This window comes from Hyphomicrobium album (genome assembly GCF_009708035.1).
Taxonomy (GTDB): Bacteria; Pseudomonadota; Alphaproteobacteria; order Rhizobiales; family Hyphomicrobiaceae; genus Hyphomicrobium_A; species Hyphomicrobium_A album.
In genome coordinates this window covers 1,848,812-1,873,662 of the sequence record NZ_WMBQ01000001.1, presented here as the reverse complement: position 1 = coordinate 1,873,662, position 24,851 = coordinate 1,848,812, and the positions used below count along the sequence as shown (strand labels likewise).

General features: G+C 65.3%; 27 protein-coding genes and 1 riboswitch. Of the genes, 9 read left to right on the top strand and 18 right to left on the bottom strand.

Translation table 11 applies throughout. The annotated features are described in order from the left end of the window. Window positions 1-9: 9 nt before the first annotated feature. Complete coding sequence (locus GIW81_RS08980; protein WP_154738890.1) at window positions 10-609, top strand: GNAT family N-acetyltransferase; 600 nt, start codon at window positions 10-12, stop codon at window positions 607-609. Continuing rightward, window positions 606-4,496, top strand: a complete 3,891-nt coding sequence (locus tag GIW81_RS08975; protein ID WP_154738889.1) for an EAL domain-containing protein — start codon at window positions 606-608, stop codon at window positions 4,494-4,496. The genes GIW81_RS08980 and GIW81_RS08975 overlap by 4 nt, the downstream gene beginning before the upstream one ends. Before the next feature lie 25 nt (window positions 4,497-4,521). Here the strand turns inward: GIW81_RS08975 and GIW81_RS08970 are convergent, their stop codons facing one another. Continuing rightward, entirely contained in the window at window positions 4,522-5,139 is a 618-nt protein-coding gene (locus GIW81_RS08970; protein ID WP_154738888.1) for a YqgE/AlgH family protein, read from the bottom strand. 182 nt (window positions 5,140-5,321) lie between these two features. Here GIW81_RS08970 and GIW81_RS08965 point away from each other — a divergent pair, with 182 nt between their 5' ends. Further along, window positions 5,322-6,143: a protein-disulfide reductase DsbD domain-containing protein gene (locus tag GIW81_RS08965; protein ID WP_195930487.1), complete on the top strand. Its 822-nt coding sequence runs from the start codon at window positions 5,322-5,324 to the stop codon at window positions 6,141-6,143. 57 nt (window positions 6,144-6,200) lie between these two features. Next, entirely contained in the window at window positions 6,201-6,698 is a 498-nt protein-coding gene (locus GIW81_RS08960; protein WP_154738886.1) for a peroxiredoxin, read from the top strand. Window positions 6,699-6,723: 25 nt separating this feature from the next. On the opposite strand, the gene rnhA is transcribed toward GIW81_RS08960, so the two are convergent. From rnhA to ispH, 3 genes are read right to left on the bottom strand one after another with little or no spacing between them, the layout of a single operon-like run. Beyond that, a complete protein-coding gene (gene rnhA, locus GIW81_RS08955; RefSeq protein ID WP_154738885.1) occupies window positions 6,724-7,191 on the bottom strand; it encodes a ribonuclease HI in 468 nt (155 codons plus the stop codon). Continuing rightward, the gene (locus tag GIW81_RS08950) at window positions 7,188-8,162 is read right to left on the bottom strand and encodes a homoserine kinase (RefSeq protein WP_154738884.1); all 975 of its coding nucleotides are present in this window, start codon (window positions 8,160-8,162) and stop codon (window positions 7,188-7,190) included. The genes rnhA and GIW81_RS08950 overlap by 4 nt, the downstream gene beginning before the upstream one ends. 13 nt (window positions 8,163-8,175) lie before the next feature. After that, complete coding sequence (gene ispH / locus GIW81_RS08945) at window positions 8,176-9,165, bottom strand: 4-hydroxy-3-methylbut-2-enyl diphosphate reductase (protein WP_154738883.1); 990 nt, start codon at window positions 9,163-9,165, stop codon at window positions 8,176-8,178. Between the two features lie 196 nt (window positions 9,166-9,361). Between ispH and GIW81_RS08940 the strand changes: the two genes are divergently transcribed. Further along, window positions 9,362-9,988: a hypothetical protein gene (locus GIW81_RS08940; RefSeq protein WP_229309125.1), complete on the top strand. Its 627-nt coding sequence runs from the start codon at window positions 9,362-9,364 to the stop codon at window positions 9,986-9,988. Between the two features lie 128 nt (window positions 9,989-10,116). Here the strand turns inward: GIW81_RS08940 and GIW81_RS08935 are convergent, their stop codons facing one another. The 7 genes from GIW81_RS08935 to metX form a co-directional block, all read right to left on the bottom strand. Continuing rightward, window positions 10,117-10,614, bottom strand: coding sequence for a F0F1 ATP synthase subunit B family protein (locus tag GIW81_RS08935; protein WP_154738881.1), 498 nt, complete (start codon window positions 10,612-10,614; stop codon window positions 10,117-10,119). 8 nt (window positions 10,615-10,622) lie between these two features. Beyond that, window positions 10,623-11,177, bottom strand: coding sequence for a F0F1 ATP synthase subunit B family protein (locus GIW81_RS08930; protein ID WP_154738880.1), 555 nt, complete (start codon window positions 11,175-11,177; stop codon window positions 10,623-10,625). Window positions 11,178-11,211: 34 nt separating this feature from the next. Continuing rightward, complete coding sequence (locus GIW81_RS08925; protein ID WP_154738879.1) at window positions 11,212-11,436, bottom strand: F0F1 ATP synthase subunit C; 225 nt, start codon at window positions 11,434-11,436, stop codon at window positions 11,212-11,214. A gap of 89 nt (window positions 11,437-11,525) precedes the next feature. Then, the gene (locus GIW81_RS08920) at window positions 11,526-12,242 is read right to left on the bottom strand and encodes a F0F1 ATP synthase subunit A (RefSeq protein ID WP_154739600.1); all 717 of its coding nucleotides are present in this window, start codon (window positions 12,240-12,242) and stop codon (window positions 11,526-11,528) included. A 31-nt stretch (window positions 12,243-12,273) separates the two neighbouring features. Continuing rightward, window positions 12,274-12,684, bottom strand: a complete 411-nt coding sequence (locus GIW81_RS08915) for an AtpZ/AtpI family protein (protein WP_154738878.1) — start codon at window positions 12,682-12,684, stop codon at window positions 12,274-12,276. A gap of 155 nt (window positions 12,685-12,839) precedes the next feature. Next, window positions 12,840-13,478: a methionine biosynthesis protein MetW gene (gene metW / locus GIW81_RS08910; RefSeq protein ID WP_154738877.1), complete on the bottom strand. Its 639-nt coding sequence runs from the start codon at window positions 13,476-13,478 to the stop codon at window positions 12,840-12,842. A 6-nt stretch (window positions 13,479-13,484) separates the two neighbouring features. Next, window positions 13,485-14,684 carry a homoserine O-acetyltransferase MetX gene (gene metX, locus GIW81_RS08905; protein WP_154738876.1) on the bottom strand — a complete coding sequence of 400 codons (1,200 nt, stop codon included), beginning with the start codon at window positions 14,682-14,684 and terminating at the stop codon, window positions 13,485-13,487. Between the two features lie 87 nt (window positions 14,685-14,771). After that, a riboswitch (SAM riboswitch) is annotated at window positions 14,772-14,850 on the bottom strand. Window positions 14,851-15,020: 170 nt separating this feature from the next. On the opposite strand from metX, the gene hisC reads away from it, so the two are divergent. From hisC to GIW81_RS08890, 3 genes are read left to right on the top strand one after another with little or no spacing between them, the layout of a single operon-like run. Continuing rightward, window positions 15,021-16,127: a histidinol-phosphate transaminase gene (gene hisC / locus GIW81_RS08900; protein WP_154738875.1), complete on the top strand. Its 1,107-nt coding sequence runs from the start codon at window positions 15,021-15,023 to the stop codon at window positions 16,125-16,127. Further along, window positions 16,124-17,083: a prephenate/arogenate dehydrogenase family protein gene (locus GIW81_RS08895; RefSeq protein ID WP_229309124.1), complete on the top strand. Its 960-nt coding sequence runs from the start codon at window positions 16,124-16,126 to the stop codon at window positions 17,081-17,083. The genes hisC and GIW81_RS08895 overlap by 4 nt, the downstream gene beginning before the upstream one ends. 2 nt (window positions 17,084-17,085) lie before the next feature. Then, window positions 17,086-17,772 (top strand): gamma-glutamylcyclotransferase, encoded by a 687-nt coding sequence (locus tag GIW81_RS08890; protein ID WP_154738874.1) that lies wholly within the window; start codon window positions 17,086-17,088, stop codon window positions 17,770-17,772. Between the two features lie 33 nt (window positions 17,773-17,805). Here GIW81_RS08890 and GIW81_RS08885 read toward each other — a convergent pair whose 3' ends face one another. The 3 genes from GIW81_RS08885 to GIW81_RS08875 all read right to left on the bottom strand — a co-directional run bounded on the left by GIW81_RS08885 (window position 17,806) and on the right by GIW81_RS08875 (window position 21,133). Beyond that, window positions 17,806-18,240, bottom strand: coding sequence for a hypothetical protein (locus GIW81_RS08885; RefSeq protein WP_154738873.1), 435 nt, complete (start codon window positions 18,238-18,240; stop codon window positions 17,806-17,808). A 213-nt stretch (window positions 18,241-18,453) separates the two neighbouring features. Next, complete coding sequence (locus GIW81_RS08880; RefSeq protein ID WP_195930486.1) at window positions 18,454-20,811, bottom strand: adenosylcobalamin-dependent ribonucleoside-diphosphate reductase; 2,358 nt, start codon at window positions 20,809-20,811, stop codon at window positions 18,454-18,456. Window positions 20,812-20,935: 124 nt separating this feature from the next. Further along, entirely contained in the window at window positions 20,936-21,133 is a 198-nt protein-coding gene (locus tag GIW81_RS08875; protein ID WP_154738871.1) for a hypothetical protein, read from the bottom strand. Between GIW81_RS08875 and GIW81_RS08870 the strand changes: the two genes are divergently transcribed. After that, complete coding sequence (locus GIW81_RS08870; protein WP_154738870.1) at window positions 21,132-21,281, top strand: hypothetical protein; 150 nt, start codon at window positions 21,132-21,134, stop codon at window positions 21,279-21,281. The two genes, GIW81_RS08875 and GIW81_RS08870, sit on opposite strands and share 2 nt — an antisense overlap. A 213-nt stretch (window positions 21,282-21,494) precedes the next feature. On the opposite strand, the gene GIW81_RS08865 is transcribed toward GIW81_RS08870, so the two are convergent. The 4 genes from GIW81_RS08865 to ftsE all read right to left on the bottom strand — a co-directional run bounded on the left by GIW81_RS08865 (window position 21,495) and on the right by ftsE (window position 24,822). Further along, window positions 21,495-22,277 (bottom strand): lysophospholipid acyltransferase family protein, encoded by a 783-nt coding sequence (locus tag GIW81_RS08865; RefSeq protein WP_229309123.1) that lies wholly within the window; start codon window positions 22,275-22,277, stop codon window positions 21,495-21,497. 3 nt (window positions 22,278-22,280) lie between these two features. Beyond that, window positions 22,281-22,889 (bottom strand): YdcF family protein, encoded by a 609-nt coding sequence (locus GIW81_RS08860; protein ID WP_324614943.1) that lies wholly within the window; start codon window positions 22,887-22,889, stop codon window positions 22,281-22,283. 192 nt (window positions 22,890-23,081) lie between these two features. Then, window positions 23,082-24,182, bottom strand: a complete 1,101-nt coding sequence (locus tag GIW81_RS08855; RefSeq protein ID WP_154738868.1) for a cell division protein FtsX — start codon at window positions 24,180-24,182, stop codon at window positions 23,082-23,084. Then, window positions 24,166-24,822 carry a cell division ATP-binding protein FtsE gene (gene ftsE / locus GIW81_RS08850; protein WP_324614942.1) on the bottom strand — a complete coding sequence of 219 codons (657 nt, stop codon included), beginning with the start codon at window positions 24,820-24,822 and terminating at the stop codon, window positions 24,166-24,168. The genes GIW81_RS08855 and ftsE overlap by 17 nt, the downstream gene beginning before the upstream one ends. Window positions 24,823-24,851 lie beyond the last annotated feature (29 nt).

Genomic DNA, 24,851 nt, shown 5'->3' with positions numbered 1-24,851 from the left:
ACAGAACGCATGGCATTCCTGCGATCCTCATACGCTCCGGATACCGCCATCACCGTGCGCGGTCAGGGAGTATGGCTGCGCGCTCCTGCGATGGGAGACTATGCTCCCTGGGCCGAGCTGCGCGCCATGAGCCGCGATCACCTGACCCCCTGGGAGCCGGTGTGGCAGCGTGATGAGCTGTCGCGCAGCGCGTTTCGTCGCCGCGTGCGGCACTATCAGCGGGAAGCTCGCGAGGACCTGGGCTACGCCTTCCTGATTTTTTCCGATGCCGACGATCAACTGCTCGGCGGGCTGACGATATCCAACGTTCGCCGCGGCGTCACGCAGGCCGCCGTGTTCGGGTACTGGATCGGCAAGCCGTTCACCGGTCTGGGCTACATGACGGAAGCGGTGCGCGCTGCGGTTGGATACGGTTTCGAGACGCTGCATCTGCACCGCCTGGAAGCGGCGACCATGCCCAACAATGTCGCCTCCATCCGCGTGCTCGAGCGCAACGGATTTCGACGCGAAGGCTATGCCCGGAGGCTGTTGAAGATCAACGGCGTCTGGGAGGACCATGTCCTGCACGCGCTCCTCAGCGAAGAGATTGCGCAGGAGCGTCCGGCATGAGGGCCTTGCGCCTGACAGCGGCGGGTGCGCACGGCGTAGCTAGCCGGGGGCTGCTTTGTCTGGCCCTCGCCATTCTCGCCATTCTGGCGGTGCTCCCCGAGCCGGCCTTCGCCTTAAAGCCGATCGTCATCGAGCCCGATCAAGACCGCGTCGAGGTCACCACGCTCGGCGAGTTCTACGATGCGCGCGGCGACAGCTTGCAGGTGGAGACGGCGCCGGCCGCCGATGGCATGTCCGGCCGCATCTCCGTCACCGCCAAGACGCCGGGAACCAGCCCGAACTGGATCGTCTTCGCGCTCACCAATCCGACCGACAAGCCCGTCGAGCGCTGGCTCACCGCCGCCCGCTACAACGTGGTGGGCTCTGGCGCCGTGTGGCCCGATCTCGATGCGCAGCGGATCGAGGCGGTCACGCCGTCGATGGGCTACATCCCCGAGCGCATCAAGAGCGACCGGGCCGACATCTTCCGCATCACCATCGAGCCCGGCCAGACCGTCACTTACGTGGCCGAGCTTTCGTCTGATCGGTTCGCGCGGCTCTACCTTTGGAAGCCGCTGGAGTACGAGCTCTACTCGCGCGACCGCCAGCTGATGAACGGCATCATGCTGGGACTGACCGGTCTCTTGGCGATCTTCCTCACGGCGATCTTCGCCGCCAACCACAAGGCGATCTTCCCGAGCGCGGCGCTCGTTTCCTGGTGCGTGCTCGCCTACCTGTGCGTCGATTTCGGCTTCTTTCACAAGCTCTTCCAGCTCAAACCGGAAGACAATGCCGTCTACCGAGCGGCAAGCGAATCGGCGGTCGCGGCCAGTCTCGTCATCTTCATATCCGTGTTCTTGCGCATCGCGTTCTGGCACGGCCTCATACGCATGCTGTTCACCGTGTGGATCATCGCCCAGCTGACGCTGGTCGCGGTGGCGGTGATCGATCCGCGTCTGGCGTCGACGTTCGCGCGCATGTCGTTCCTCGTCATCGGCACGGTGGGCGGCGCCTTCGCGCTCTTCCTCGCGCTGCGCGGCCAGGATCGCGCCCTATCGCTGATCCCGACGTGGATCCTATTCCTCATCTGGGTCTTCGGCGCGGCGATGGTGCTGACCGGGCGGCTCGCGGGCGACGCCGCCGTGCAGGGCCTCGTCGCCGGCTTGGTGCTGATCCTCATCCTCATCGGCTTCACCGTCACCCAGTTCGCGTTCCGCTCCCTGGAGCCGTTGTTCGGCGCAGCACCGAGCGAGTTGCAACTGCGCGCGCTTGCCGTCGACGGTGCCGGATCGTGCGTGTGGGAGTGGAGTGCACGCCGCGACGAGATCAAAGTCGGGCCGGCGATCGAAGCGTCGCTGGGACTCAATCCCGGTGAGCTGTGCACCAAGGTCGACGACTTCATCAAGCACCTGCATCAGGCGGACCGCGAACGGTTCCGGATGATCCTCTGGTCGATCCAGGAACGCACCTGGGCGCGCATTCGCACTGACTTCCGCATGCGCCATACCGACAACAGCTACCGCTGGTTCGAGCTCGAGGCGGCGAGCGTGCCCAATGCCGATGCCCGGGCCATGCGCTGCGTCGGCCTGGTGCGCGACGTGACCGACGCCAAGCGAGCCCACGAGCGGCTCCTGCACGACGCCGTGCACGACAGCCTCACCGGGCTGCCCAATCGCGAGCTGTTGCTCGACCGGCTCGGGGTCGCCACCAGCCGCGCGAAGACCGAGAACGGCGTTCGTCCGAGCGTCATCTTCATCGACATCGACAAATTCAAGAGCGTGAACGTGTCGTTCGGCCTCGTGGTCGGCGACAGCCTGCTGCTGACCGTCGCGCGCCGCCTGCAGAGCCATCTCGGGCAGAACGACACCCTCGCCCGCGTCGGCGGTGACCAGTTCGGCATCCTGCTCGTCTCCGAGCAGAGCCCGCAGGATCTCGCTGGCCTCGCCGAGCGCGTCCGGCGTTCGCTGCGCGCGCCGATCAAGATCGCCGGGCAGGAGATCGTGCTCACCGGCTCGATCGGCATCGCCGTGTTCGACGGGCAGACGCCGAGCCATCTCGACCTCTACAAGGAGGCCGAGATCGCCATGTACCGCGCCAAGCGCGGCGGCGCCGACCGCATCGAGATTTTCCGCGCCGAGATGCGCTCCGACCGCGACGACCGCGTGGCGCTGGAGAGCGACCTGCGCAAGGCGCTCGCCAAGAACCAGATCAAGGTCCTCTACCAGCCGATCATCTACCTGGCGACTGAGGAACTCGCCGGCTTCGAGGCGCTGGTACGCTGGGAGCATCCCAAGCGCGGACTGATGAGCCCCGCAGACTTCATTCCCATCGCCGAGCAGTCGGATTTGATCGTGCGGCTCGGCTCGCACGTCCTGCTGCGCGCCGCGCACGAGGCCGCCCGCTGGCAGCGCGAGCTGCCGCGCGAGGAGCGCCCGCTTTTCGTGTCCGTCAACATCTCCTCCAGGCAAATCTTCCGTCAGAACCTGATCCAGGAAATCCGGCACATCCTTGGCCGCAACATCGTGCCGAAGGGGTCGTTACGCCTGGAGATCACCGAAAGCCTGGTGATGGAGAACCCCGAGCAGGCGACCGAGATCCTCGAGTGGCTGCGCGGTGCCGGCGCCGAGCTGGCGCTCGACGACTTCGGAACCGGCTATTCATCGCTCGCCTATCTGCAGCGCTTCCCCTTCGACACCATCAAGATCGATCGCGCGCTCGTGCAGGCCAGCGGCGAAAGCGGCGGCGCCGGGTCGGCCATCGTGCGCTCGATCGTGGCGCTCGGCCACGAGCTTGGAAAGAGCGTCGTCGCCGAAGGCGTGGAGACGCCAGAGGACGTCGCGTTCCTGCGCTCGATCAACTGCGGGTATGCCCAGGGTTTCTACTACGGCGAGCCGATGTCGGATCGCGACGTGCTGCAGCTCTTGAAGATGGTGCGCACGGCCGAGCACAAGCTGCGTCCGCGCGGGCTGTTCCGTGCCAAGACGAAGGGCAAGGACAAGGAGCGCAGGAAGAAGGTTGCGGCCAACGGCGTGGCCGCCGAGGCAAACGGCACCAACGGCGCCGCACCGCCCCAGGCGCGTCCGCCAGCCGGTTTGCCGAACCGCACGCTGAGGCCGCGTCCGCGCCCCGCCGGGCCGCCGCATCCCGACGGCTCGCACCCGCCGCCCCCGCTCCCGTCGGTCCATCACGACATGGGCTCCCCGGTGCATTTCAATGGACCGCCGCAGTTGCCTTCCGAATTCGGTCCGCCGGACTTCGCGCCGCCGCACGGCGAAGTGCATGCATCCATGCCGCCGCAGATCCACGACGCCGGGCCGCCGGGTTTCGATGTGCCGCATCTATCCAACAGCAACGGCTTCGATCCTGGCATGCCGTCCCACGGGTTTGAAGCCGCGCCTCCGCCCCCGCCGCATATGTCAGAGCAGTTCAGTCCGCCGCCGCTGCTTGAGCACTATGCAGAGCCACCGGCCCAGCCGGGGTTTGCCGCTCCGCCGATGCCGCCCATGCCCATGGAGAACGGCGGGCCGTCGCCCTTCGACCTGTTCACCGAGCCGCAGGCGCCGCACTCGCACGAGCTCCCCGAGGACACCAATCCGCTCTTCGCGGCGATGGCGCAGGAACTCCAGTTACCGATTCCGCCACAGCACGCTGTGCAACAGGCGCCGTCGATGCCTGCTCCGGCACCGCGTCCGCATCACGCCGCGGGCAACGGGGCGGCCAACGGGACTGCCAAGCCGGTGGCACGCAAACAGGTTCCAGATTTCTCGGGCCTGCCGCCGCAGATGGCCGCGAGCCTCGCCAAGCTGGCGGGCGTGCCCTGGCCTCCGAACGGTGACGGTGACGACGAGCGGGAGTTGGCCGATCACGATGCCGGGCCGGCCCCCGGCGTTCCGCATCGCGAAGGCTAGCAGCAAGGAGCCGCCGGCGCGGCCATCATGCGTGGCCGGCGTCGCTCACCAGATGCGAGGGGTCGATGCCGAGCTTGGCGAGTGCCTTCGCGTACTTCGCCTCGAGGTTCTTGTCGAAGATCAGGTCCGGATCGGCCGGACAGTTGAGCCAGCCGTTTGCCTGGATCTCGCTTTCGAGCTGGCCCGGCGACCAGCCGGCATAGCCAAGCGCGAGGATGGCGCGGTCGGGCCCGTTGCCAGCCGCTATCGCCTTGAGAATGTCGATCGTTGCCGTCAGGCAAACGCCGTCCTCGATCGGCAGCGTCGAATCCTCGGCCTGGTAGTCGGAGCTGTGCAGCACGAAGCCGCGCCCGGTCTCCACCGGACCGCCGACGTGGATCGACAAATTGCCGACCTCCTCCCCTATTCCGGCCTCGCCGTTCGTGCCGAGGATGCCGAGACGCTCGAGCAGATCCGGAAACGAGATGTGGGAGGCACGCTGATTGATGATGAGCCCCATCGCGCCGTCCTCGGAGTGGGCGCACATGTAGATGACGGAGCGCGCAAAGCGCGGGTCGGACATCACCGGCATGGCAATGAGAAGCTGGCCATCGAGATAGCCATCGGCGGAGGCACGGCGCGGGCCCGGACGAGCGATTTTCATCCGCCAAGACTAACGTGGCAGCGGTCGTGGTGGGAAGCCGTCAAATGGATGGAAATTTCCGCGGCTTGATGCTTGCAAATGGGGTGTCGGCAATCATTTGTTCAGGCAACGCCCGTTTGCAGGGCGGTGCCGGGGCGCTACAACGCAGTGTCGGCTTCGCCGGCGCCATTGAGGAACTGCCAATGCGTAGAATTGCGGCATCGCTCGCGAGCTTTGTCTGGGCGCTTGTGGTCGTGTGTGCGTCGGCACATGCGACCGGTCTCGAATCCCAGTGGGTAGATGGCCACAACTCACGCGCGCGGCTGATCAGCGGCGGCGGCATCGCCGGGGTGGAGCTCGAGCTGCCCGAGGGCTGGAAGACATACTGGCGCTATCCGGGCGAGGCGGGCGGTGTGGCGCCGGCGTTCGACTGGTCACAATCGACCAATCTGGAAAGTGCCCAGGTCCTCTACCCGGCGCCGAAGCGTTTCACGGACGCCTCTGGCGAGACGATCGGCTACAAGGGCAACGTCACGTTTCCGGTTCGCCTCAAACCCAAGGATGCTTCGAAGCCGATCGATCTTCGCGTCGCCTTCGACTATGGCGTCTGCAAGGACATCTGCATCCCCGCGCAGGCCGAGCTTGCACTGATGATTCCACCAGATGCCGACGCCTCGGAAGAGCTGATGAATGCGATGGCGCGCGTGCCCGCACCTCCGGATGCCCGGCGCGAAACCGACCCGCTGGTGACGGGCGTGGCGACGGAGCTCACCGGTGACAAGCCGCGTATCGTATTGCGCGCGGAAGTTCCGGCGGGCGGCGATCATGTCGACGCCTTCGTCGATGCGCCGGACGGGCTCTATGTACCTCTACCGAAGAAGACCGCCGACGACGGCAAAGGCGCCGTGACGTTCGAGGTTGACCTCTCAAAGGATGTCGACATCGCAGCGCTCAAGGGTAAGAAGCTTTCGGCGACGGTCGTGTCCGACAAGGGCCAGTCAGAGGTGCCGTTTACGCTGCAATGAACGGTCGCTCCGCCGCTTCGTTCTGCAATGACGATCAAGCTTTTGGGAAAAGAAAAAATGACGATCAAGGTGGGAGACCGTTTGCCGGACAGCGGGTTCACGGTGATGGGCGCCGGCGGCCCCGAAAAGATGACGAGCAACGATATCTTCGCCGGCAAGAAAGTGGCGCTGTTCGCCGTTCCCGGCGCCTACACGCCGACGTGCACCGAGCAACACATGCCGGGCTTCGTGTCGCGCTTTGACGAGCTCAAGGGCAAGGGCATCGACACTGTCGCCTGCACCGCCGTCAACGACATATTCGTGCTGACGCAGTTCGCCAAAGATACGGGGGCTGCAGGAAAGATTTTGATGCTGGCCGACGGCAACGGCGACTTCGCCCAGGCGATCGGTCTCGACATCGATCTTTCGGCCTTTGGTCTCGGCCTCCGTTCGAAACGGTACGCCATGTTGGTCGAGGATGGTGTCGTCAATGTCCTCAATGTCGAGGATTCGCCGCCGCAGCACGACAAGTCGAGCGCCGACACTCTCTGCTCGATGATCGACCGGTCGCTCTGAGCGGCGGCGAACAAGCCTATATCTATTAGGACTGTGCGCGGCTCTTGCCGGGCTTGAAATCAGCCATGGCCAGCCGCGCCAGCTCGTCGGCGCGCTCGTTCTCCGGATGGCCGGCATGTCCCTTGACCCATCGCCAGTCGATGTCGTGCGTGCGCCGCGCCTCGTCGAGCCGTTGCCAGAGCTCGACGTTTTTCACGGGCTTCTTGTCGGCGGTCTTCCAGCCGTTCTTCTTCCAGCCGTGGATCCAGCTGGTGATACCGTTCTTCACGTAGACGCTGTCGGTGTGCAGCTCGACGCGGCTCGGGCGTTTCAACGCCTCGAGCGCCGAGATCGCCGCCATCAGCTCCATGCGGTTGTTCGTCGTCAGTGCCTCGCCACCGGAGATTTCCTTGCACGTGTCGCCATAGGTGAGGATCGCGCCCCAGCCGCCCGGCCCAGGATTCCCCGAACAGGCGCCGTCCGTGTAGATGACGACGGGTGCTTGATCGCTCATTTCGCCATCCCGTTCAGGCCGTACTCGGCAATCGAGCGCACCCCCTGGTGAAAGCGCAGGCGGCGCACGTACTCCATCGGGTTCTTCGGGCTGACGAGTGCGTCCTTGGGCGTGTTCAGCCAATCGTAGGCACGCGTCAGCAGAAAGCGCATGGCCGCGCCGCGCGCCAGAAGGGGCATCGCCTCGCGCTCGCGCGCCGACAACGGCCGAACGTCCTCGTAGCCGCGCAGGAAAGCTTGCCCCTTGGTGATGTTGAACGACATGTCCTTCTCGAAGCACCAGGCGTTGAGGCTCACGGCGATGTCGTAGGCGAGCGCGTCGTTGCAGGCGAAGTAGAAATCGATGAGACCGCTCAGGCGATCGCCGATGAAGAAGACGTTGTCGGGGAACAGGTCGGCGTGGATGACGCCGTCGGGCAGGCCTTGCGGCCAATTTTCTTGGAGGAAGGCCAGCTCCTCCTCGATGAGCCGTGCCAGATCGGGCGCGATCTCGCCCGCCCGGTCCGCGAAGCGCTCATAGAGCGGACGCCAGCCGGCGAGGCCCAAGGCGTTGGACCGGCGCAGCCCGAAGCCCTCGCCGCCAAGATGCAGCTCGGCGAGCGCACGGCCGACGGCGGCGCAGTGGGCGGCCGTCGGCCTGCGCACCCAGAAGCCTTCCAGGAAAGTGACGAGCGCTGCCGGGCGGCCGGAGATACGGCTCAGGTTCTTGCCGTGCGCGTCGCGCACCGGCGTCGGGCAGGTCACACCGTGCTCGGCGAGATGCTCCATGAGCCCGAGATAGAAGGGCAGGTCGGCCGCTTCGACGCGCCTCTCGTAGAGCGTCAGGATGAACGGGCCCTTCGACGTGTGCACGATGTAGTTCGTGTTCTCCACGCCCTCGGCGATACCCTTGAACGACAACAGGTCGCCCAGGTCATAGCTGGCGATGAAGCTCGCCAGCTCCTCGTCGCCGACCTCAGTGTAAACAGCCATTTATGGGGGTCTTTCAGGCGGCGGAGTTGGGCCGTAGTTCGCGCGGGACGTTGAAGGCGATGCGCTCGAGCGCCGTTGTAACCGTTTCGAGCTTCACGTCGAAGCGGTCGCGGAACGCGTCGATCACCTCCTCGACGAGTGTCTCGGGTGCCGAGGCGCCCGCCGTGACACCGACGCTGCCTAGCCCTTCGATGTCCCTCCACGGGATGTCCCGGGCTCCCTCGATGAGGCGAGCCGTGGGGCAGCCGGCCCGTTCTGCCACCTCGACGAGGCGCAGTGAGTTGGAGCTTTGGGGGCTGCCGACCACAAGCAGGCAGCCGATCTTCGGGGCGATGGCTTTGACGGCCGCCTGACGGTTCGTCGTGGCGTAGCAGATGTCTTCCTTGTGGGGACCGACAATGCTCGGAAAGCGCCGGCGCAGGACCCCGACGATCGCGGCCGTGTCGTCGACCGAGAGTGTGGTCTGGGTGACGAAGGCGAGCTTTTCGGCGTCGCGCGGCACGAATCGTTCGGCATCGGCTGCCGTTTCGATCAGGGTCACGGCCCCGTCCGGCAGCTGCCCCATGGTGCCTACCACCTCCGGGTGCCCGGCGTGGCCGATGAGCAGGATTTGCAGGCCTTCCTCGTAGTGCCGGGCGGCCTCGATGTGCACCTTGAACACCAGCGGGCAGGTGGCATCGAGGACGAACATGTTGCGGGCCTTGGCCGCGGACGGCACCGACTTGGCGACCCCGTGTGCCGAAAAGATCACGGGTTGGTCGGTCTCTGGTATGTCGTCCAACTCTTCCACAAAAACGGCACCTTTAGCCCTCAGGGAATCAACGACAAATCGGTTGTGAACGATCTCATGGCGCACATAGACGGGAGCGCCATATTTGGCCAAAGCCAATTCGACGATTTGAATGGCTCGGTCCACGCCGGCGCAGAATCCGCGCGGGGCCGCAAGGTAAACGGTCAAGGGTGGCCGGGAATGGGGCGCTGGCGGTGAAGATGCTGCGGACATCGCTTTCTCGGTCTACCCGGGGGCATCGTCGTGCAATGCGCTTGGTCGGGGTTGGTTTGGGGTGCTAGGCTTGGTCACGAACAATACAGGAAGCCTCCGCTGCTGGCCTAGGGGTTTAGGGGCCTTCGGCACACAAGGGGCCATCGAGGGGTCAGACCGGGGCGCAATGGGGCAGGCCGCAACCAGTGCTGCGCGCGTGGGCGCGTTTGTCTGCGTCTGCGGCGTATTAACTCTACTCACCTCCGGCTGCGGCATTTCTTCCATCACCTCCGGCCTGGGCAGCAGCGTTTTCGGCAGCTCATCCTCACAGTCGAGCCCCTCGCCCGGCGTAAGCGAGGAGCAATTGCTTTCGGCGGCGAAAACGGACGTCGGCTCTGTCGGCACGCCGGTGGGCGAGGTCGCCCATGGCTGTCCGCGGCTGAGCATATCGCCGCACGGCGGCCACCTGACGATCTATGAGGACGGGCGCGCCGGCGACGGCCTCGCCATTATGCACCGCGGTGAAATCACCAAGACCGCGCGCGAATGTCAGATCGAGCCCGGTCGCGTGACGGTGCGCTATGGCTTCTCCGGCCGCGTGCTACTCGGGCCGCGCGGGCATGCGGGCAACGTCAAGCTACCGATCAACGTGACCGTGACGGATGCCAAGCGCGCCAAGGTGACGAGCGACGTCGTGAGCGTCGATGCCGCCGTCGCCGTCGACAACCCGATCGGCTACTTCTCGACGGTGCGCACCGTGACCTTCGAGATTCCGGAAGGCACGCGCCCGGGCGAATTCGAGGTCTTCGTCGGCTTCGATCAGGGTGCCCAGGGCGCCGGCTAGCACCGGACTCGGATGCCCGCGCCGGTCACGACAACCTGCCCTTTGCTGCCGAACACGCGCCAGCCAGCGCAAAGCAAAACGCCCCGGAGATCCGGGGCGTTTGAAGCACTTCGTTTGTTGGCTTCCGATCAGTTCAGCTTGCCGCCGAGATCCTTGATGCCCTGCTCGACGAGCCCGGCAGCCGTGGCCGCCGAGGAGGCTTTCGCCTTGAGGATCCTCTCCGCCGCGGCGATGGCGCTGTCGACGGCCGAGGAACGAACCTCGGCGAGCGCCTGGGCCTCGGCGCGGGCGATCTTCTCTTCCGCCGACTTGGTGCGCCGCTCAACCGTTTCCTGCAGCGCCTTGCGCGTCTGCGCGGTCAGCGCCTCGGCCTCGCGCCTGGCCTGCTCGAGGATTTCCTTCGCCTCGGTCTCGGCCTCGAGGCTCTTGCGCTTGTAGTCGGCCAGCAGCGCCTGCGCCTCGTCGCGCAGGCGACGTGCCTCGTCGAGCTCCTTGCGAATGGCGTCGGCGCGGTTGTCGAGCGCTTTGCCGACGACCTTGTGCACCTTGTAATAGTAGAGGAGGCCGATGAAGCCGAAGAAGGCGATCATCACCCAGAACGTTGGGTCGTGCAGATCGAAGTGCATCGCGCTCCTCACTCGGCTGCGGGCTGCAGCGCCTTCTTGACCTCGGCCGGGCTCACTTCCTCGCCGAGCAGCTTGCCGACGACGGCGCTTGCCGTCTCGGCAGCGATCTCGTCCACGCTCGCCAGAGCCTTGGACTTGGTCGCGGCAATACGCGTTTCCGCGTCGGCCAGCTTGGAATTGAGCTCGCCCTCGATCCGCGCACGCTCCTTTTCGGTGTCGGCACCGAGCCGGTCGCGCACGTCCTTGGCCATGGAGGACGCCTTCTGGCGGGCGTCGCTCAGGGCTTTCTCGTAGTTGGCGAGCGCCGTGTCGGTATCGACCTTGAAGCGCTCAGCGGCGTCGAGATCGCGCTGCACGCGATCGCGGCGCTCCTCGAGCACCTCGCCGATGCGCGGCAGGGTCACGCGCGAGAGGATCAGGTAGAGGATGACGAACGTCACCAACAACCAGGCCAGCTGTGGCACGAAGTCGGCCGGATTGAGCTGCGGCAGACCCCCAGCCTTCTCCCCGTGCTCCGCCGCGGCGGCAAGCGCCACGACCAAAGCTGAGACAGCTGCGATCATAAGTTCCTCCTCGCGCCGGTGCGCCCGCTCGGGATTAGGCGAACAGGATCATCAGCGCGATCAATAGACCGAAGAGGCCCGTTGCTTCGCAGAGAGCGAAGCCGATCAGCAGGTTGGTGAACTGGCCCGGAGCAGCCGACGGGTTGCGCAGGGCGCCCGACAGGTAGTTGGCGAAGATGTTGCCGATGCCGACGCCGGCGCCGATGAGGGCGAAGCAAGCGAGGCCAGCGCCGATGAACTTTGCTGCCTGAGGATCCATAGTCGTCGTCTCCATACCGGGTTTTGGTTCTAGTCGTGTCACGATGAAGACCGGCACGGAGCTTTGCTCGCGTGGCGGCATTCATTGATTCAGTGGTGCATGTTCACCGCGTCGTTGAGGTAGATGCAGGTGAGCACGGTGAAGATGAAGGCCTGCAGGAAGGCCACCACCAGCTCGAGTCCGGTGAAGCCCACGAGGAATACCAGGGGCGCCCAGCCGCCGAGCAGCCCGAGGCCGATGACGAATCCGGCGAAGACTTTCAGCATGGCGTGTCCGGCCATCATGTTGGCGAACAGACGCACCGAGTGGCTAATCGGGCGGATGAGATACGAGATCAGCTCGATCACGACGATGATCGGCAAGAGCCACCACGGCACGCCCGACGGCACGAACAGCTTGAGGAAGCCGGGGCCGTGGTTGACGAAGCCGATCACGGTGACCATCAGCCAGACCATGGCGGCGAGCGCGAAGGTGACGATGATGTGGCTCGTGACCGTGAACGAGTAGGGCAAGAGGCCCAGCAGGTTCAGCACGAGGATGAACATGAAGATCGTGAAGATCCAGGGGAAGTACTTCATCCCCCCTTCGCCGACGATGTCGCGAACCATGTTGGCGACATACTCGTAGCTGAGCTCGGCGGTGGACTGCAGCCGCCCAGGAACCAGCGCGCGGCGGTTCATGGCGACAAGATAGAAGAGCGGGATGATCGCCATGGCGATCACCATGAACAGGGACGAATTGGTGAAAGAGACATCCCATCCGAACAGCTCAAGCGGAATGATCCGCTTGATCTGGAACTGCTCCATGGGACCATGACCAGCAGCCAAGGCTTTTCCCCTACCTATCGTCCTCGTCGTCGTCCGTTACGGACGGCGATGCAAGCTGTCGTGCTTGCTGCTTGTTTTGTTCAATCCGCGCCGACCGGATCACATTCGACATTCCCGCGGCAAAGCCGAGGATGAAGAACAAGACCAGGAGCCACGGCCCCGTACCGAGTTGGCGATCGAGCGCCCACCCGATGAACCCACCTACACCGACGCCGACCAAGAGCTCGGCCACGAGCCGGAACGCCTTGGCGAAGGCTTCGCCGCGGGCCCGATTCTCCGCCGAGCGGTCTACCGGCTCGCGACGGGCTTTCACCTCGCCGAGCCGTTTCCCGATCGCGTCTGATCGCTGTCGGAAGGCCTCACGCTCTTCGGGGCTGATCTCGCCGCGTTCCGGGGGGTCGTTTTTCCCTGCGGACGGCATGGTTTGAGCTAGCCCAGCTGAGCATTACGAGGCTTACGAAAACGGCAGGATTTATCAACGCGGCGCACCATAGTGACGGCCCCTGGGGGTGTCAAGAAAGCGCCGGAAACATTGAGGGTATGGCGAAACCGCGCAGCGTCGCCGGCCACAAGCGTTCAGCCGGTGTAGCGCTTGCGGAGCAGAAACACGGCCTTCTCGCCCAGCAGGTTTTGCATCCATATCGACCGCCGCATGGAGAGCCGCTGCCCGGAGGTGTTGAAGGCCACGGCGTCCTCGACCTCCGCATCCACCGAGGCAACCAGCTCGGCAAAGTCCTTGATCGTGCACAAGTGGGCGTCGGGGCTGGCGTACCAAGGCTCGGGCAGGTTGCGGGTTTGCGGCATACGGCCAGTGAACAGCAATTCCGCCCGGATGCGCCAATGCCCGAAATTGGGGAATGAGACGATGGCCCGCCGGCCGATACGGAGCAGGTTCTCCAGCACCGTCTTGGGGTAGTGCGTCGCCTGGATGGTCAGGCTGAGGATCGCGTAGTCGAACGCCTGGTCGGGGTAATTGGCGAGATCGCGGTCCGCGTCGCCCTGAACGACCGACAGCCCCCGCGTCACGCAGGCGTTCACCCGCTCGCGCGACAGCTCGACGCCGCGCCCGTCAGTGGACTTTGTTTCCGCGAGCAGGTGCAGGAGCGCACCGTCACCGCAGCCCACGTCCAGCACGCGCGACCCCGGCTCGACCATTTCGGCGATGAGCAGGTGGTCGACGCGGGGCGAGCCCGGGCCTTGAGGTATCTTCTGCATGTGGCGCTATACCTTCAACCCGCGCCGGGTGCCGGCTGCCGTCAAGAAACCGCGGATGGTGGCGAAGAACTCCGGCTCCTCCAGCAGAAACGCGTCGTGGCCGTTGTTCGAATCGATCTCGACGAAGGAGACGTTGGCCGCCACTGCGTTGAGCGCGTGCACGATCTCGCGGCTCTCGCGTGTCGGATAGAGCCAGTCGCTCGTGAACGAAACGACGCAGAAGCGCGCCTTGGTCCCGCGAAATGCGTTCGCCAGCACGTCGCCGCGTTCGGCGGCGAGGTCGAAGTAGTCCATCGCGCGCGTGATGTAGAGATAGCTGTTGGCGTCGAAGCGGTCGACGAATGTCGAGCCCTGGTGGCGCAGATAGCTCTCCACCTGGAAATCTGCATTGAACGAGAACGTGACCTTCGAGCGCTCCTGCAGCGAACGGCCGAACTTCCGATGCAGCGCGTCTTCCGACAGGTAGGTAATGTGCGCGGCCATGCGCGCGACCGACAACCCGTTGCGCGGCACCTTGCCGAAGGAATGATAGTCGCCGCCGCACCACTCGGGGTCGGCCATCACGGCCTGGCGCCCCACCTCGTGGAAAGCGATGTTCTGAGACGAATGCCACGCGGCGGTGGCAATCGGTACCGCCGAGAACACGCGCTCGGGATGGCTCGCCGCCCACTCCAGCACCTGCATGCCGCCCATCGAGCCGCCGATGACGGTGAACAGCTGGTCGATGCCGAGATGATCGATCAAGCGCGCCTGCGCGTTGACCATGTCGCCGATGGTGATGACCGGAAAGTTGAGGCCGTACGGCTTGCCGGTTTTCGGGTCGATGGAGGCCGGACCCGTCGAGCCCATGCAGCCGCCGAGAATATTCGGGGAGATGACGAAGAAGCGGTCGGTGTCGACCGGCTTGCCGGGACCGACCAGCGTCGACCACCAGCCGGGCTTCTTGGTCACTGGATGCTGGGATGCGACGTACTGGTCGCCGGTGAGCGCGTGGCAGATGAGGATCGCGTTCGACTTGTCGGCGTTGAGCTGTCCGTATGTCTCGTAGGCGATGGAGATCGGCGCCAAAAGTTGGTCGCAGGCGAGCCGCAGCGGCTCGCTCTCGGGCAGGCGAAGCACCTTGCTCGATGGGCTGTTCGCCTCGGCAAGCCGCAGGTTCTGCCCACCGTCAGTTTCGACGTCCGCCAAGGTCGGATGCACTGGCATCGCTGATGCGCGCTCCCTGCCCGCGCACAATGCGAGGGCAACAAAAAACCCGGCCGGATTGCAGGCCCTGAGGCCGCTCATCCATTAACCGGGTGCGCGCGGCCCTTTTTAGCGACTTATTTAACGTGGTTGCAAGCCGGCCGGCCAAATCACCACGAAGTGTCGAAGGGAATATCGGTACCGGCGTGGCGCCGTCAAGTGGCCGCTCGCACACGCCCCGGTTACCGGCTTTGGCGGAAGCTGTGATCGCTTCCAAGCCTTTGCGTTCCATTGCCGGCGTCTGTATCACTTGCCGCGCCTGGAAACCCAGGCCTTAACAATCCGGACGACGCCCTCATGGCTATCGCCATTCCCCAGCCCAAGCCGGGCATTCTCGATATCGATCCGTATGTCCCCGGCGAGAGTAGGCTTCCGGCGGGCGTGAAGCCGATCAAGCTGTCGTCCAACGAGACGCCGCTCGGGCCGAGCCCGAAGGCGCTTGCCGCCTTCCGCGAGACCGCCGGTACCCTGGAACGCTATCCCGACGGCAACGCCACGGCGCTGCGCGATGCGATCGCGGCGCGCTACGGGCTCAATCCGGCGCGCATCGTATGCGGGGCCGGCTCCGACGAGCTGCTCACCATGCTCGCGCACGCCTACCTGGGCGAGGGCGACGAGGCGATTTTCACCGAGCACGGCTTCCTGCTGTACAAGATCATCGTGCTGGCGAACGGCGCGACCCCCGTCGTTGCGCCGGAGACCAATTTGCGCACCGACATCGGCGCGATCGTGAGCCGTGTCACGCCGCGCACCAAGGTCGTGTTTCTTGCCAACCCCAACAACCCGACCGGCACATACATCTCGTTCGACGAGGTGCGCAGCCTGCGGACGCAGCTCCCCGAGAACGTGCTGCTGGTGCTCGATGCCGCCTATGCCGAGTACGTGAAGCGCAACGACTACGAGGCTGGGATAGAGCTGGTCGCCACCACCCAGAACACGGTGATGACGCGCACGTTCTCGAAGATCCACGGGCTGGCGGGCCTTCGTCTCGGCTGGGCCTACTGCCCGGAGGCGGTGGCCGACGTCCTGAACCGCATCCGCGGGCCGTTCAACGTGTCGATCCCGGCGATAGCGGCGGGGGCCGCGTCGATCGCCGACAAGGCGCACGAGGACGCCTCTGCCGCGCATAACGAACGCTGGATGCCGTGGCTCAGCGCGGAGCTGGAGAAGCTCGGCCTGACGGTCACGCCGAGCGTCGCCAACTTTATCCTTGTGCACTTCGCCAAGGACGGGGCGCGCACCGCTGACACCGCCGACAAGTTCTTGAAGTCGCGCGCCATCATCGTGCGTAAGGTCGCCTCCTACGGTCTGCCCGATTGCCTTCGGGTGACCATCGGCACCGAGGCTGATAACCGCGCGGTGGTCGCGGCGCTCGCGGACTTTGTCGGGGGGCGGCCGGCATGACGCAACCAATGTTCGAGCGCGTCGCGCTGATCGGGATCGGCCTGATCGGCTCGTCGATCAGCCACGCCACCCGCCGCAAGGGTCTCGCCAAGGAGATCGTGGGCAGCGCCCGCACCAAGTCGACGCTCGATACCGCATTGAAGCTTGGCCTCATCGGCAAGGGCTATGCCAGTGCGGCTGAGGCGGTGCAGGGCGCCGACCTGGTCATCCTCAGCGTGCCGGTCGGCGCTTGCGGGCCGCTCGCCGCCGAGATTGCTCCCCACCTCAAGGCGGGGGCGATCCTCACCGACGTCGGCTCGGTGAAGGCGGCGGTGGTGCGCGACATGGCTCCCCACGTGCCGAAGGGCGTGCACTTCGTGCCCGGCCATCCGATCGCCGGCACCGAGCAGTCGGGTCCCGAGGCGGGCTTCGCCGAGCTGTTCGACGGGCGTTGGACTATTCTCACGCCGGAGCCACAGACAGATGCGGCCGCGGTCGAGAAGCTGAAGGACTATTGGACGGCTTTGGGCTCCAAGGTCGAAATCATGAGCCCGCAGCACCACGACATGGTGCTCGGGATCACGAGCCACCTCCCGCACCTCATCGCCTTCAACATCGTCAACACCGCCGAGCACCTGGAGCGCGTGACCGATAAGGAGGTCATCAAGTTCTCCGCCGGCGGCTTCCGCGACTTCACGCGCATCGCCGCGTCGGACCCGACGATGTGGCGCGACGTCTTCCTGAACAACAAGGAAGCGGTCATGGAGATGCTGCGCCGCTTCTCCGACGACCTCGCCGAGCTGAAGCGCGCCATCGAGGCGGACGACGGCGACACGCTATTCCGCCGCTTCGCCGACGCACGCGCCATCCGCCGCGGGATTATCGCCGCCGGCCAGGATACGCCGGCGCCCGACTTCGGCCGCGCGCATGGGGCAAGTCCCGGCCCGACCGACGAGGAAAGCGGAAAAAGCAAATAGCGATGGCGGACGCGCATGATCTCTGGATCTTCGCTTACGGCTCGCTGATGTGGCGACCGGGGTTCGAAGCCGAGGAGGTGGTGCATGCCCGGCTCGTCGGCTGGCGACGCAGCTTCTGCATCTATTCCCGTTTTCATCGCGGGTCGGATCGCCGTCCCGGACTGGTGCTGGGGCTTGACCGCGGCGGCATGTGCGAGGGGATCGCTTTCCGGGTCTCGGCCAGCAATGCGCGGCAAACGCTGCGCTACCTACGCGAGCGCGAGCAAGTCGGAAGCGTCTATCGCGAGGCGCTCGTACCGGTAACGCTGCTGACCGGCGAGCGCCCCGAGGTGATGGCGCTAGCGTTTCTCGTCGAGCGGGCGCATCCGAGCTACGCTGGCGATCTCCCGCTCGCCGAACAGGCGCACGTCATCCGGGGGGGCATCGGCCGCTCGGGCAACAACATCGACTATCTGGCTAGCACGCTGGCGCATCTCGCCGCGCTGGGCATTCGCGAGCGGCCGCTCGAGCGGCTGCAGGCGATCGTCGGCACGTTTGCGGCACGCGGGCCGGGCGACCGGCATACGCGGGCCACGGCGGCGTCGATGGTGCGGGTGTTCGGAAGGCGTCCGGCACACGCCAGACGGCTCAAGGCCGAGGACCTACAGCGCTTCTGCTATCGCACGGTGCTGACCGCGCGCGACGAGTAAGGCGTATGGATGAGAATGCGGACCGCGCCAGGATTAGTGGGCGCGGCCACCCACGAGGCGGGCGATGTCGGCCTCGACCTGGCCCGTGCGCAGATCGAACTCGATCAGCTTGCCGAGCTTGGAGTTGTCGGCGAGCAGGTGCACGTGCACTTCGTCGGCACCGAGCTCGGCGCCGCGCTGGCGGATCTCGGCGAGATTGAGCGAGGGGGCGCCGTTACCGACGCGGCCGATCGACAGCGCTTCGGCGCGGCCATTGGCGCGGCGGCGGACGAGAACGAAATTGGCGGCTGGGAGCGGCGGGCACTCCAGCAGCTCGTAGACGCTGTGAACGTAACGCTTGCCGGAAGCGCCCGACCAGAAATGAAAGCGGGTGCGCTCCTGTGCGCGAGAGGCTCGCTCGGCTTGTTCGTCTTCGGCGAGGGAACGCTGCGCCCGATACAGGGCGAGCTCAATGATACGCGCAACCATTACTGCAGATCCCTTGGCGGACTTGCGATTCGTGCTCTGTTCGACGCTCTTTTCTTTTCGTGCCAGCCTATTCCGCATTGCTTAACGATGCCCCTGGTTTGGAGCCGAATTGTGGCTCCATATCTGTGATTTTTGGGCAGAGTGAACGCAAAATTGCCGTGTGTCGCGAACGCCGCGGGCCTCGCATCGCGTGTGCAACGCGAGGCACAATTGTCAGCCGCAGCGAGAGAAACCGCAGGCGTTGCAAACCCAGCAACCTTCCTGCTGGACATAGTCTGCCGACGAGCATCTCGGGCACAGCCGCAGGCGCGTCGGCTGCCGCGCAGTATTGGTGCTTTGCGCGGCGCCGCTCACCGCCTCGCCTTGCCGCCGAACTTCACCGAGCGCCATACTTGCTTCCTCGCTCTGCAGGAAACCGGTGCGCCGCATGTGCGTCTCGATCACCTCGCCGATGGCGGCGAGGAGGCTCGGCACGTAGCGGCCGCCCATCCACTGGCCACCCTGCGGGTCGAAGACGGCCTTGAGCTCGTCGGCCACGAACGTCACGTCGCCGCCGCGCCTGAAGACGGCGCTGATCATGCGGGTGAGCGCCACGGTCCAGGCATAGTGCTCGAGGTTGCGGGTGTTGATGAAGATCTCGAACGGGCGCCTCCGGCCATTGTGTTCGATGTCGTTGATCGTCACGTAGATCGCGTGGTCGTTGGCCGGCCACTTGAGCTTGTACGTGAAGCCGGAGAGAACGCCATCGCGCTCCAGCGGCGGGGCCATGTAGACGACCCCGGCGCGCTCGTGCGGTGCAGCGACCTCGACGATGGGTTTGACGGCCTTCGCAGGCGGGGACGGGCCAGCTGCCGGCGCGGACTGCAGGACGGCGCCGGTGACCGGGTTGGGCCGGTAGGTCGTGCAGCCCTTGAGACCACGCGCATGCGCCTCGAGGTAGATATCCTTGAAGTCCTCGAAGGAAATGTCCTCCGGGCAGTTGATCGTCTTGGAGATGGCGCTGTCGACCCACGGCTGCAGCGCCGCCTGCATGGCGAGATGCTCGGCTGGCGTCAGATCCGCGGCGCGCACGAACGCATCCGGCAGAGCGGCGGTCGGGCCGAACTGCCGGCGGAACGCAGCATGGGCGTAATCTTCGACCGTTTCCTCGCGGGCGCTGCCGTCGCGGCTGAGCAGACGGCGGCTGTAGCGGTAGTCGAACACGGGCTCCACGCCACTGGAGACGTTGCCGGCGAGGAGCGAGATCGTCCCGGTCGGCGCGATCGAGGTGAGACAGCCGTTGCGGATGCCGTGCCGGCGGATCGCGGCGCGTACCTCCTTGTCGAGGAGGGCAACGTTGGGGCTCGCCAGGAAGCGCTCGGCATCGAACAGCGGGAAGGCGCCCTTCTCTTCGGCGAGTTCGCTGCTCGCCGCATAGGCGGCGTTCTGGATGGCGGCCATCCACGTGCCGGCGAGCTTGGCTGCCTCGTCCGTGCCGTAGCGAACGCCGCAGAAGATCAGCGCGTCCGCCAGCCCGGTGACGCCGAGACCGATGCGCCGCTTGGCGAACGCCTCTTCGCGCTGGGCCGGCAGCGGATAGTTCGAGACGTCGATGACGTTGTCGAGGAAGCGGACGGCCACCTTCACGCGCTCGGCGAGCTTGCCGACGTCGAGATGGGCGTCGCCCGTGAACGGCTTCTCGATGAGCCGCGCCAGATTGATCGAGCCCAGCAGGCAGGCGCCGAACGGCGGCAACGGCTGCTCGCCGCAGGGGTTCGTGGCGTGGATCTCCTCGCAGTAGTTGAGGTTATTGCGGGCGTTGACGCGGTCGATGAACACCACACCCGGCTCGGCGAAATCGTACGTGGCGCGCATGATGCGCTCCCACAACGCCCGCGCCGGCAGCGTGCGGTAGACCTTGCCGCCGAACTTCAGATCCCAGGCGCGATCGCCGCGCACGGCCTCGAGGAAGGCGTCGGTGACGAGCACCGACAGATTGAAGTTGCGCAGCTTGGCCGGGTCGGCCTTCGCGCCGATAAAGGCCTCGATGTCGGGATGGTCGCAATGCAGCGTCGCCATCATGGCGCCGCGCCGGGCACCGGCCGACATGATCGTGCGGCACATGGCGTCCCACACTTCCATGAAGCTGACCGGTCCGGAGGCATCCGCTCCGATCGAGGCGACGGGTGCTCCCTTGGGACGGAGCGTGGAGAAATCGTGGCCGATGCCGCCGCCCTGCTGCATGGTCAGCGCCGCGTCCTTCACGCCGTCGAAAATGGCGCTGAGGTCGTCCTCGATCTTGCCGAGCACGAAGCAGTTGAAGAGCGTCACCGCGCGGCCAGTGCCGGCCCCGGCGAGGATGCGGCCGGCGGGCAGGAAGCCCAGATCGGCCATTCCGTCGTGGAAGCGCTTCGCCCACTGCTCGCGCCCCCGCTTGCCGCCCTTTTCGACGGCCGCGGCTGCACGAGCGACGCGCCAGAACGTGTCATCGAGCGACGAATCGACCGGCGCACCGCCTGCATCTTTCAGGCGGTATTTGAGCTCCCAGATATCGCGAGAAATCGGCGGGGAGACATCGGCTGCGTCGGGCATCAGGCGGTCCTGCATCTCGGCCCACCAATATGGGGGCGAGGCGGCGCAAAGTCAATAAAATGTTCCTATTAAGTTCCCTATAAGTTCTTGTCGGTGCAACCGCTCGCGATGGCCGCCAACCGCGTCAACCCGATGGCAGCGAAGGTGCCTCGATGCCGTTCTGCACAACTTTGCACGCGGCGCACTGAATGGCCCCGCTGGACCATTGATAGAATGTGATACAGCCGCATTCGCAGCACCACATTTCGGGTTCGTGCTGCTCAGTAGATTGCGCGTGGTTGCGACGCTTACGTTCGAAATCCAGATCGATGAGGTTCGACATGGCTAAAGCTTCCACCAAGGCCGCCGCGAAGGCCCGCCCCACCGGTAGTTATGTTGCGCCGGCCTCCGCCAAGGCGAAGACCGCCGTCATTCAGCGCAAGCCGAAGGCGGCACCTGCCAAGGCTAAGCCGGCGGCCAAGAAAAAGTAGTTGTCGAATTCAGTTCAGTTTTCCGCATCGGACGATTTACCGCCGTGATGGAAGTGAATGCGTCGCCCGACAGGGCGGCGCTTTTACTTTTCCGGCGATGCGAGGACGCGAAGTTCGGCCCGAATTTCCACACGAACTGCGCACGTCTGCGCAATTTGTTGATTAATCTATTAAAATCTTGGTTACAGATTGGCTGCCCAACTCGCGGAGCGGCTACGCCAAGATGCTCTCAGCCCGCGCCACGGTTTCGGCCGAGATAGGTGGCGGATTGGGGGAGCGCGCGGCTTCCACGATCAGCCGGCTCGCCGCACCCTCGATGCGCTTCTGCAACTCCGCTTTGAACTCGGCGCGCGGCAGACCCGGTGGCAACGCGTCGAGGATCTCAACGATGATCGTGCCCGGATAGCGGACCCATTCTCGCCGGGGCCAGTAGAGCCCCGAGTTGAGCGCAAGCGGCACGCACGGCAATCCCAGGCCTTCGTAGAGCGCCACGGCGCCCGGTTTGTAGTCGGGTTCAGCCCCTGGCGCACGTCGCGTACCCTCGGGGAAGAGGACGATCTCGCGGCCGGCGGCGGCACGATCCTGCGCGTCACGCACGAGATGGCGCAGGGCTGCGGGCCCGCGCTCACGCCGAACGAAGACGTGCTCGAACTTACGTGAGAACCAGCCGTAGAAGGGAATGAGGGTCAGCTCCCATTTCATCACCATTGCCGGGTCGGTGAAGATCGGGATCAGTGCGAACGTATCCCAGGCGGACTGGTGCTTTGAGGCGACGAGGTACGGCGGCTTCGGCAGCTTGTCGCGACCGCGGACCTCCATGCGCGTGCCCACGACCCATCGCAGCAGCCATAGCGAGACGATGGCGTGGGCCTTGAGGCCAGCCATGGCCCAACGGCGTGGGCCGAAAAGCAGGAACGACCCGCCCACGACGAAGATCGCGGTGCTCAGGTAGAAAAGCACTGCGAACACGAGCGAGCGGATGAGCGTCAGAGACAAGGCTCAAAAGATCCCAGCTGCGGGATTCTCGGCCGGCATCTCGGCCACCGAATTTGGCTGCGTCGAGCGCAGCAGGCGGGCGATGGTGAAATGCGCCGCCGCCGGAAGGAATTTGAAGTATTCCGAAACGAGCGTGCGGGTGACCGATGCATGCAGCCACCAGCGCGTCGGCGGGAAATTGTTGGGTATCACCGGGTGCGGAATGAGCTCCGTGGAAGGCAGCGCCAGCGCCAACTCCGCGAGGCTGCGCGGCATGTGGTAGCTCGCCGTCACCACTATTAGGCTGCCGTAGCCGTGCGACACCGCCCACGCGCGGGTCTCGTTGGCGTTGCCGGCCGTATCGAGCGCGGCGTAGCCGATGTCCACGCAGCAGTCGAACTTGTCTTCGGGAAGGCCGGAGATCTCGAGCAGCGCCTTCTTGCCCGTGCGGCGGAAGACGCCGGAGATCAGCATGCGCTGGGCACGGCCCTCGTCCAGCAGACGCGCGCCCTCGGCGATGCGCATGCTCTCGCCGGTGAGGACCACGATACCGTCCGCGTGGGGATTGTTGTCGGCAGGAAATCGCGTGACGACGCTGGCGAACAGGACAAAGCCCAGTGCCAGCAAGGACACTGCCGCTCCCAGCCCGATGATCAAAGCTCGCCGCAAGCTGCTCATCGCAAGCGCCGCCTACGTTGTCCGTCCTTAGTCGCCCGCGCCATTGAGCGTCGGCGCAGACTACCCGATTTGATCCCTATTTCGACAGGTCTCATTATGCAGCCGAGCGAATACCGTTTTGCCCGGTTGTTTTGCTGCACCTGCGTGCTAGGCCTTGGAATTGAGGATACGGAAGACCCCGAACCGGGATGTCAGCATACACAACGCGGAGATTGCGATAACCACGCCGCCGAGCATCGCATAGCCGGCGGGGTCGAGGCCGCCGGTGCCGATCAGCCGGTGCATTTCGGCCTGCGTGGTCTGCCCGCCGCCGAGCATCTCCATGATCATCGGCATACCGAAGAACACCGCCATGGCGGACAGCGCCCCGACGATCCCGGCGCGAATGCCGAGACGGAGGAAATGGCGCTCGAACTCGCGGGCAATATAGCGGTCCGTCGCCCCCACGAAATGCAGAACCTCGACGATTTCGCGGTTGGAGGCCAGCGCCGAGCGGGTGGCGGAGACGATGATGGCAATGGTTGCGGCGCCGACGAGCAGGAGAATGGCCAACCCGCCAAGCGCGAACGAGCGTGTAACCGTACGGATCTGCTGCTGCCAGCGTCGGTGATCGTCGAGGGAAGCGGAGGGGAACTGCTTGGTCAGGTCGGCGCGCAGCTGCTCGATATTGGGCGGGTTGTCGCGGTCGATCTCGATGGCGAGCAGGCGCGGCACGGGCAATGCCGCGAGCACGTCCGAATTGCCGAGCCACGGCTCGAGCAACTTCGAAGATGCCTCGAGGCTCAAGGCATTGGCGCGGGCGATGCCCTTCTGGTTGCGCAGGAACGCCTCGGCGTCGCGCACCGTCTTGTCGACGTCCATGCCGTCGCGCGGCTCGATCTGCGCCGTCACCTCGCTGGCGATATCCTTCAGCCAAGCGTTGGCGGATTGATTGATCATGTAGACGGCGCCGGCCGTCAGGCAGGCGAGGAAGCACATGATCGAGATCACGAGGGTGAGTGAACGCCCGGTGACCGAATCCGGCGGCACCACCGGAGTGCTCGTCGGCTCGGCTTTCGCCTTGCGCCCGCGCGCAGGCGCTACTTTGCGTGCCGGTGTATCGTCCAGCGAGCCCGTCGTCGGCTCATAGGTATAGCGCTGCCCCGTGGCGGGGCCCGTCAGCACCGTGTCGTAGAGATCGAAGTCGGTCGCCGTCGGCGCGCCTCCCTGCTCCCTGCGGCCGGTCGGCCTGTCATACGATCCGGACATGACCGTCGTGCAGCTCCAGCCGCGGCGCCTTGAACTGCCGCATCAGTTGATGATCGTGGGTAGCGATGAGCACCGAGGTGCCCAATCGATTGAGCTCGATGAACAGGCGCAGCAGACGGCGCGCCATTTGCGGGTCGACGTTGCCGGTCGGCTCGTCGGCCAGGAGCAGCTCCGGCTTGCCGATGACGGCGCGCGCGATAGCGGCGCGCTGCTTCTCACCGCCGGACAGGATCGACGGGTAAGCGTGCATGCGGTCGCCGAGGCCGACCCACTGCAATAAATCGGTGACATCCTCGCGGTAGTCGGCGAGCCGCTTGCCGACGACGCGGAGCGGAAGCGCGACGTTTTCCCAGGTGGTGAGGTGGTCGAGCAGGCGGAAGTCCTGGAAGACGATGCCGATACGCCGACGCAGCTGGGCGCGCTTGGAGGTGGAGATGCGGCTCACGTCTTGGTTAAACAGCTGGATCTGCCCACGTGTGGGGTGGCGCGACATGAACAACAGGCGCAGCAGCGACGTTTTACCCGCGCCCGACGGGCCGGTCAGGAAGTGGAAAGACCCCGGGCGCAGATGGAAATTCACATCCGATAGAATGTCTGGCCCCTGCTCGTAGGCGAGCCCGATGTTTGACAGACGAATCACGTGTCCTCAGCCAGCGGTTTGCAGCATGT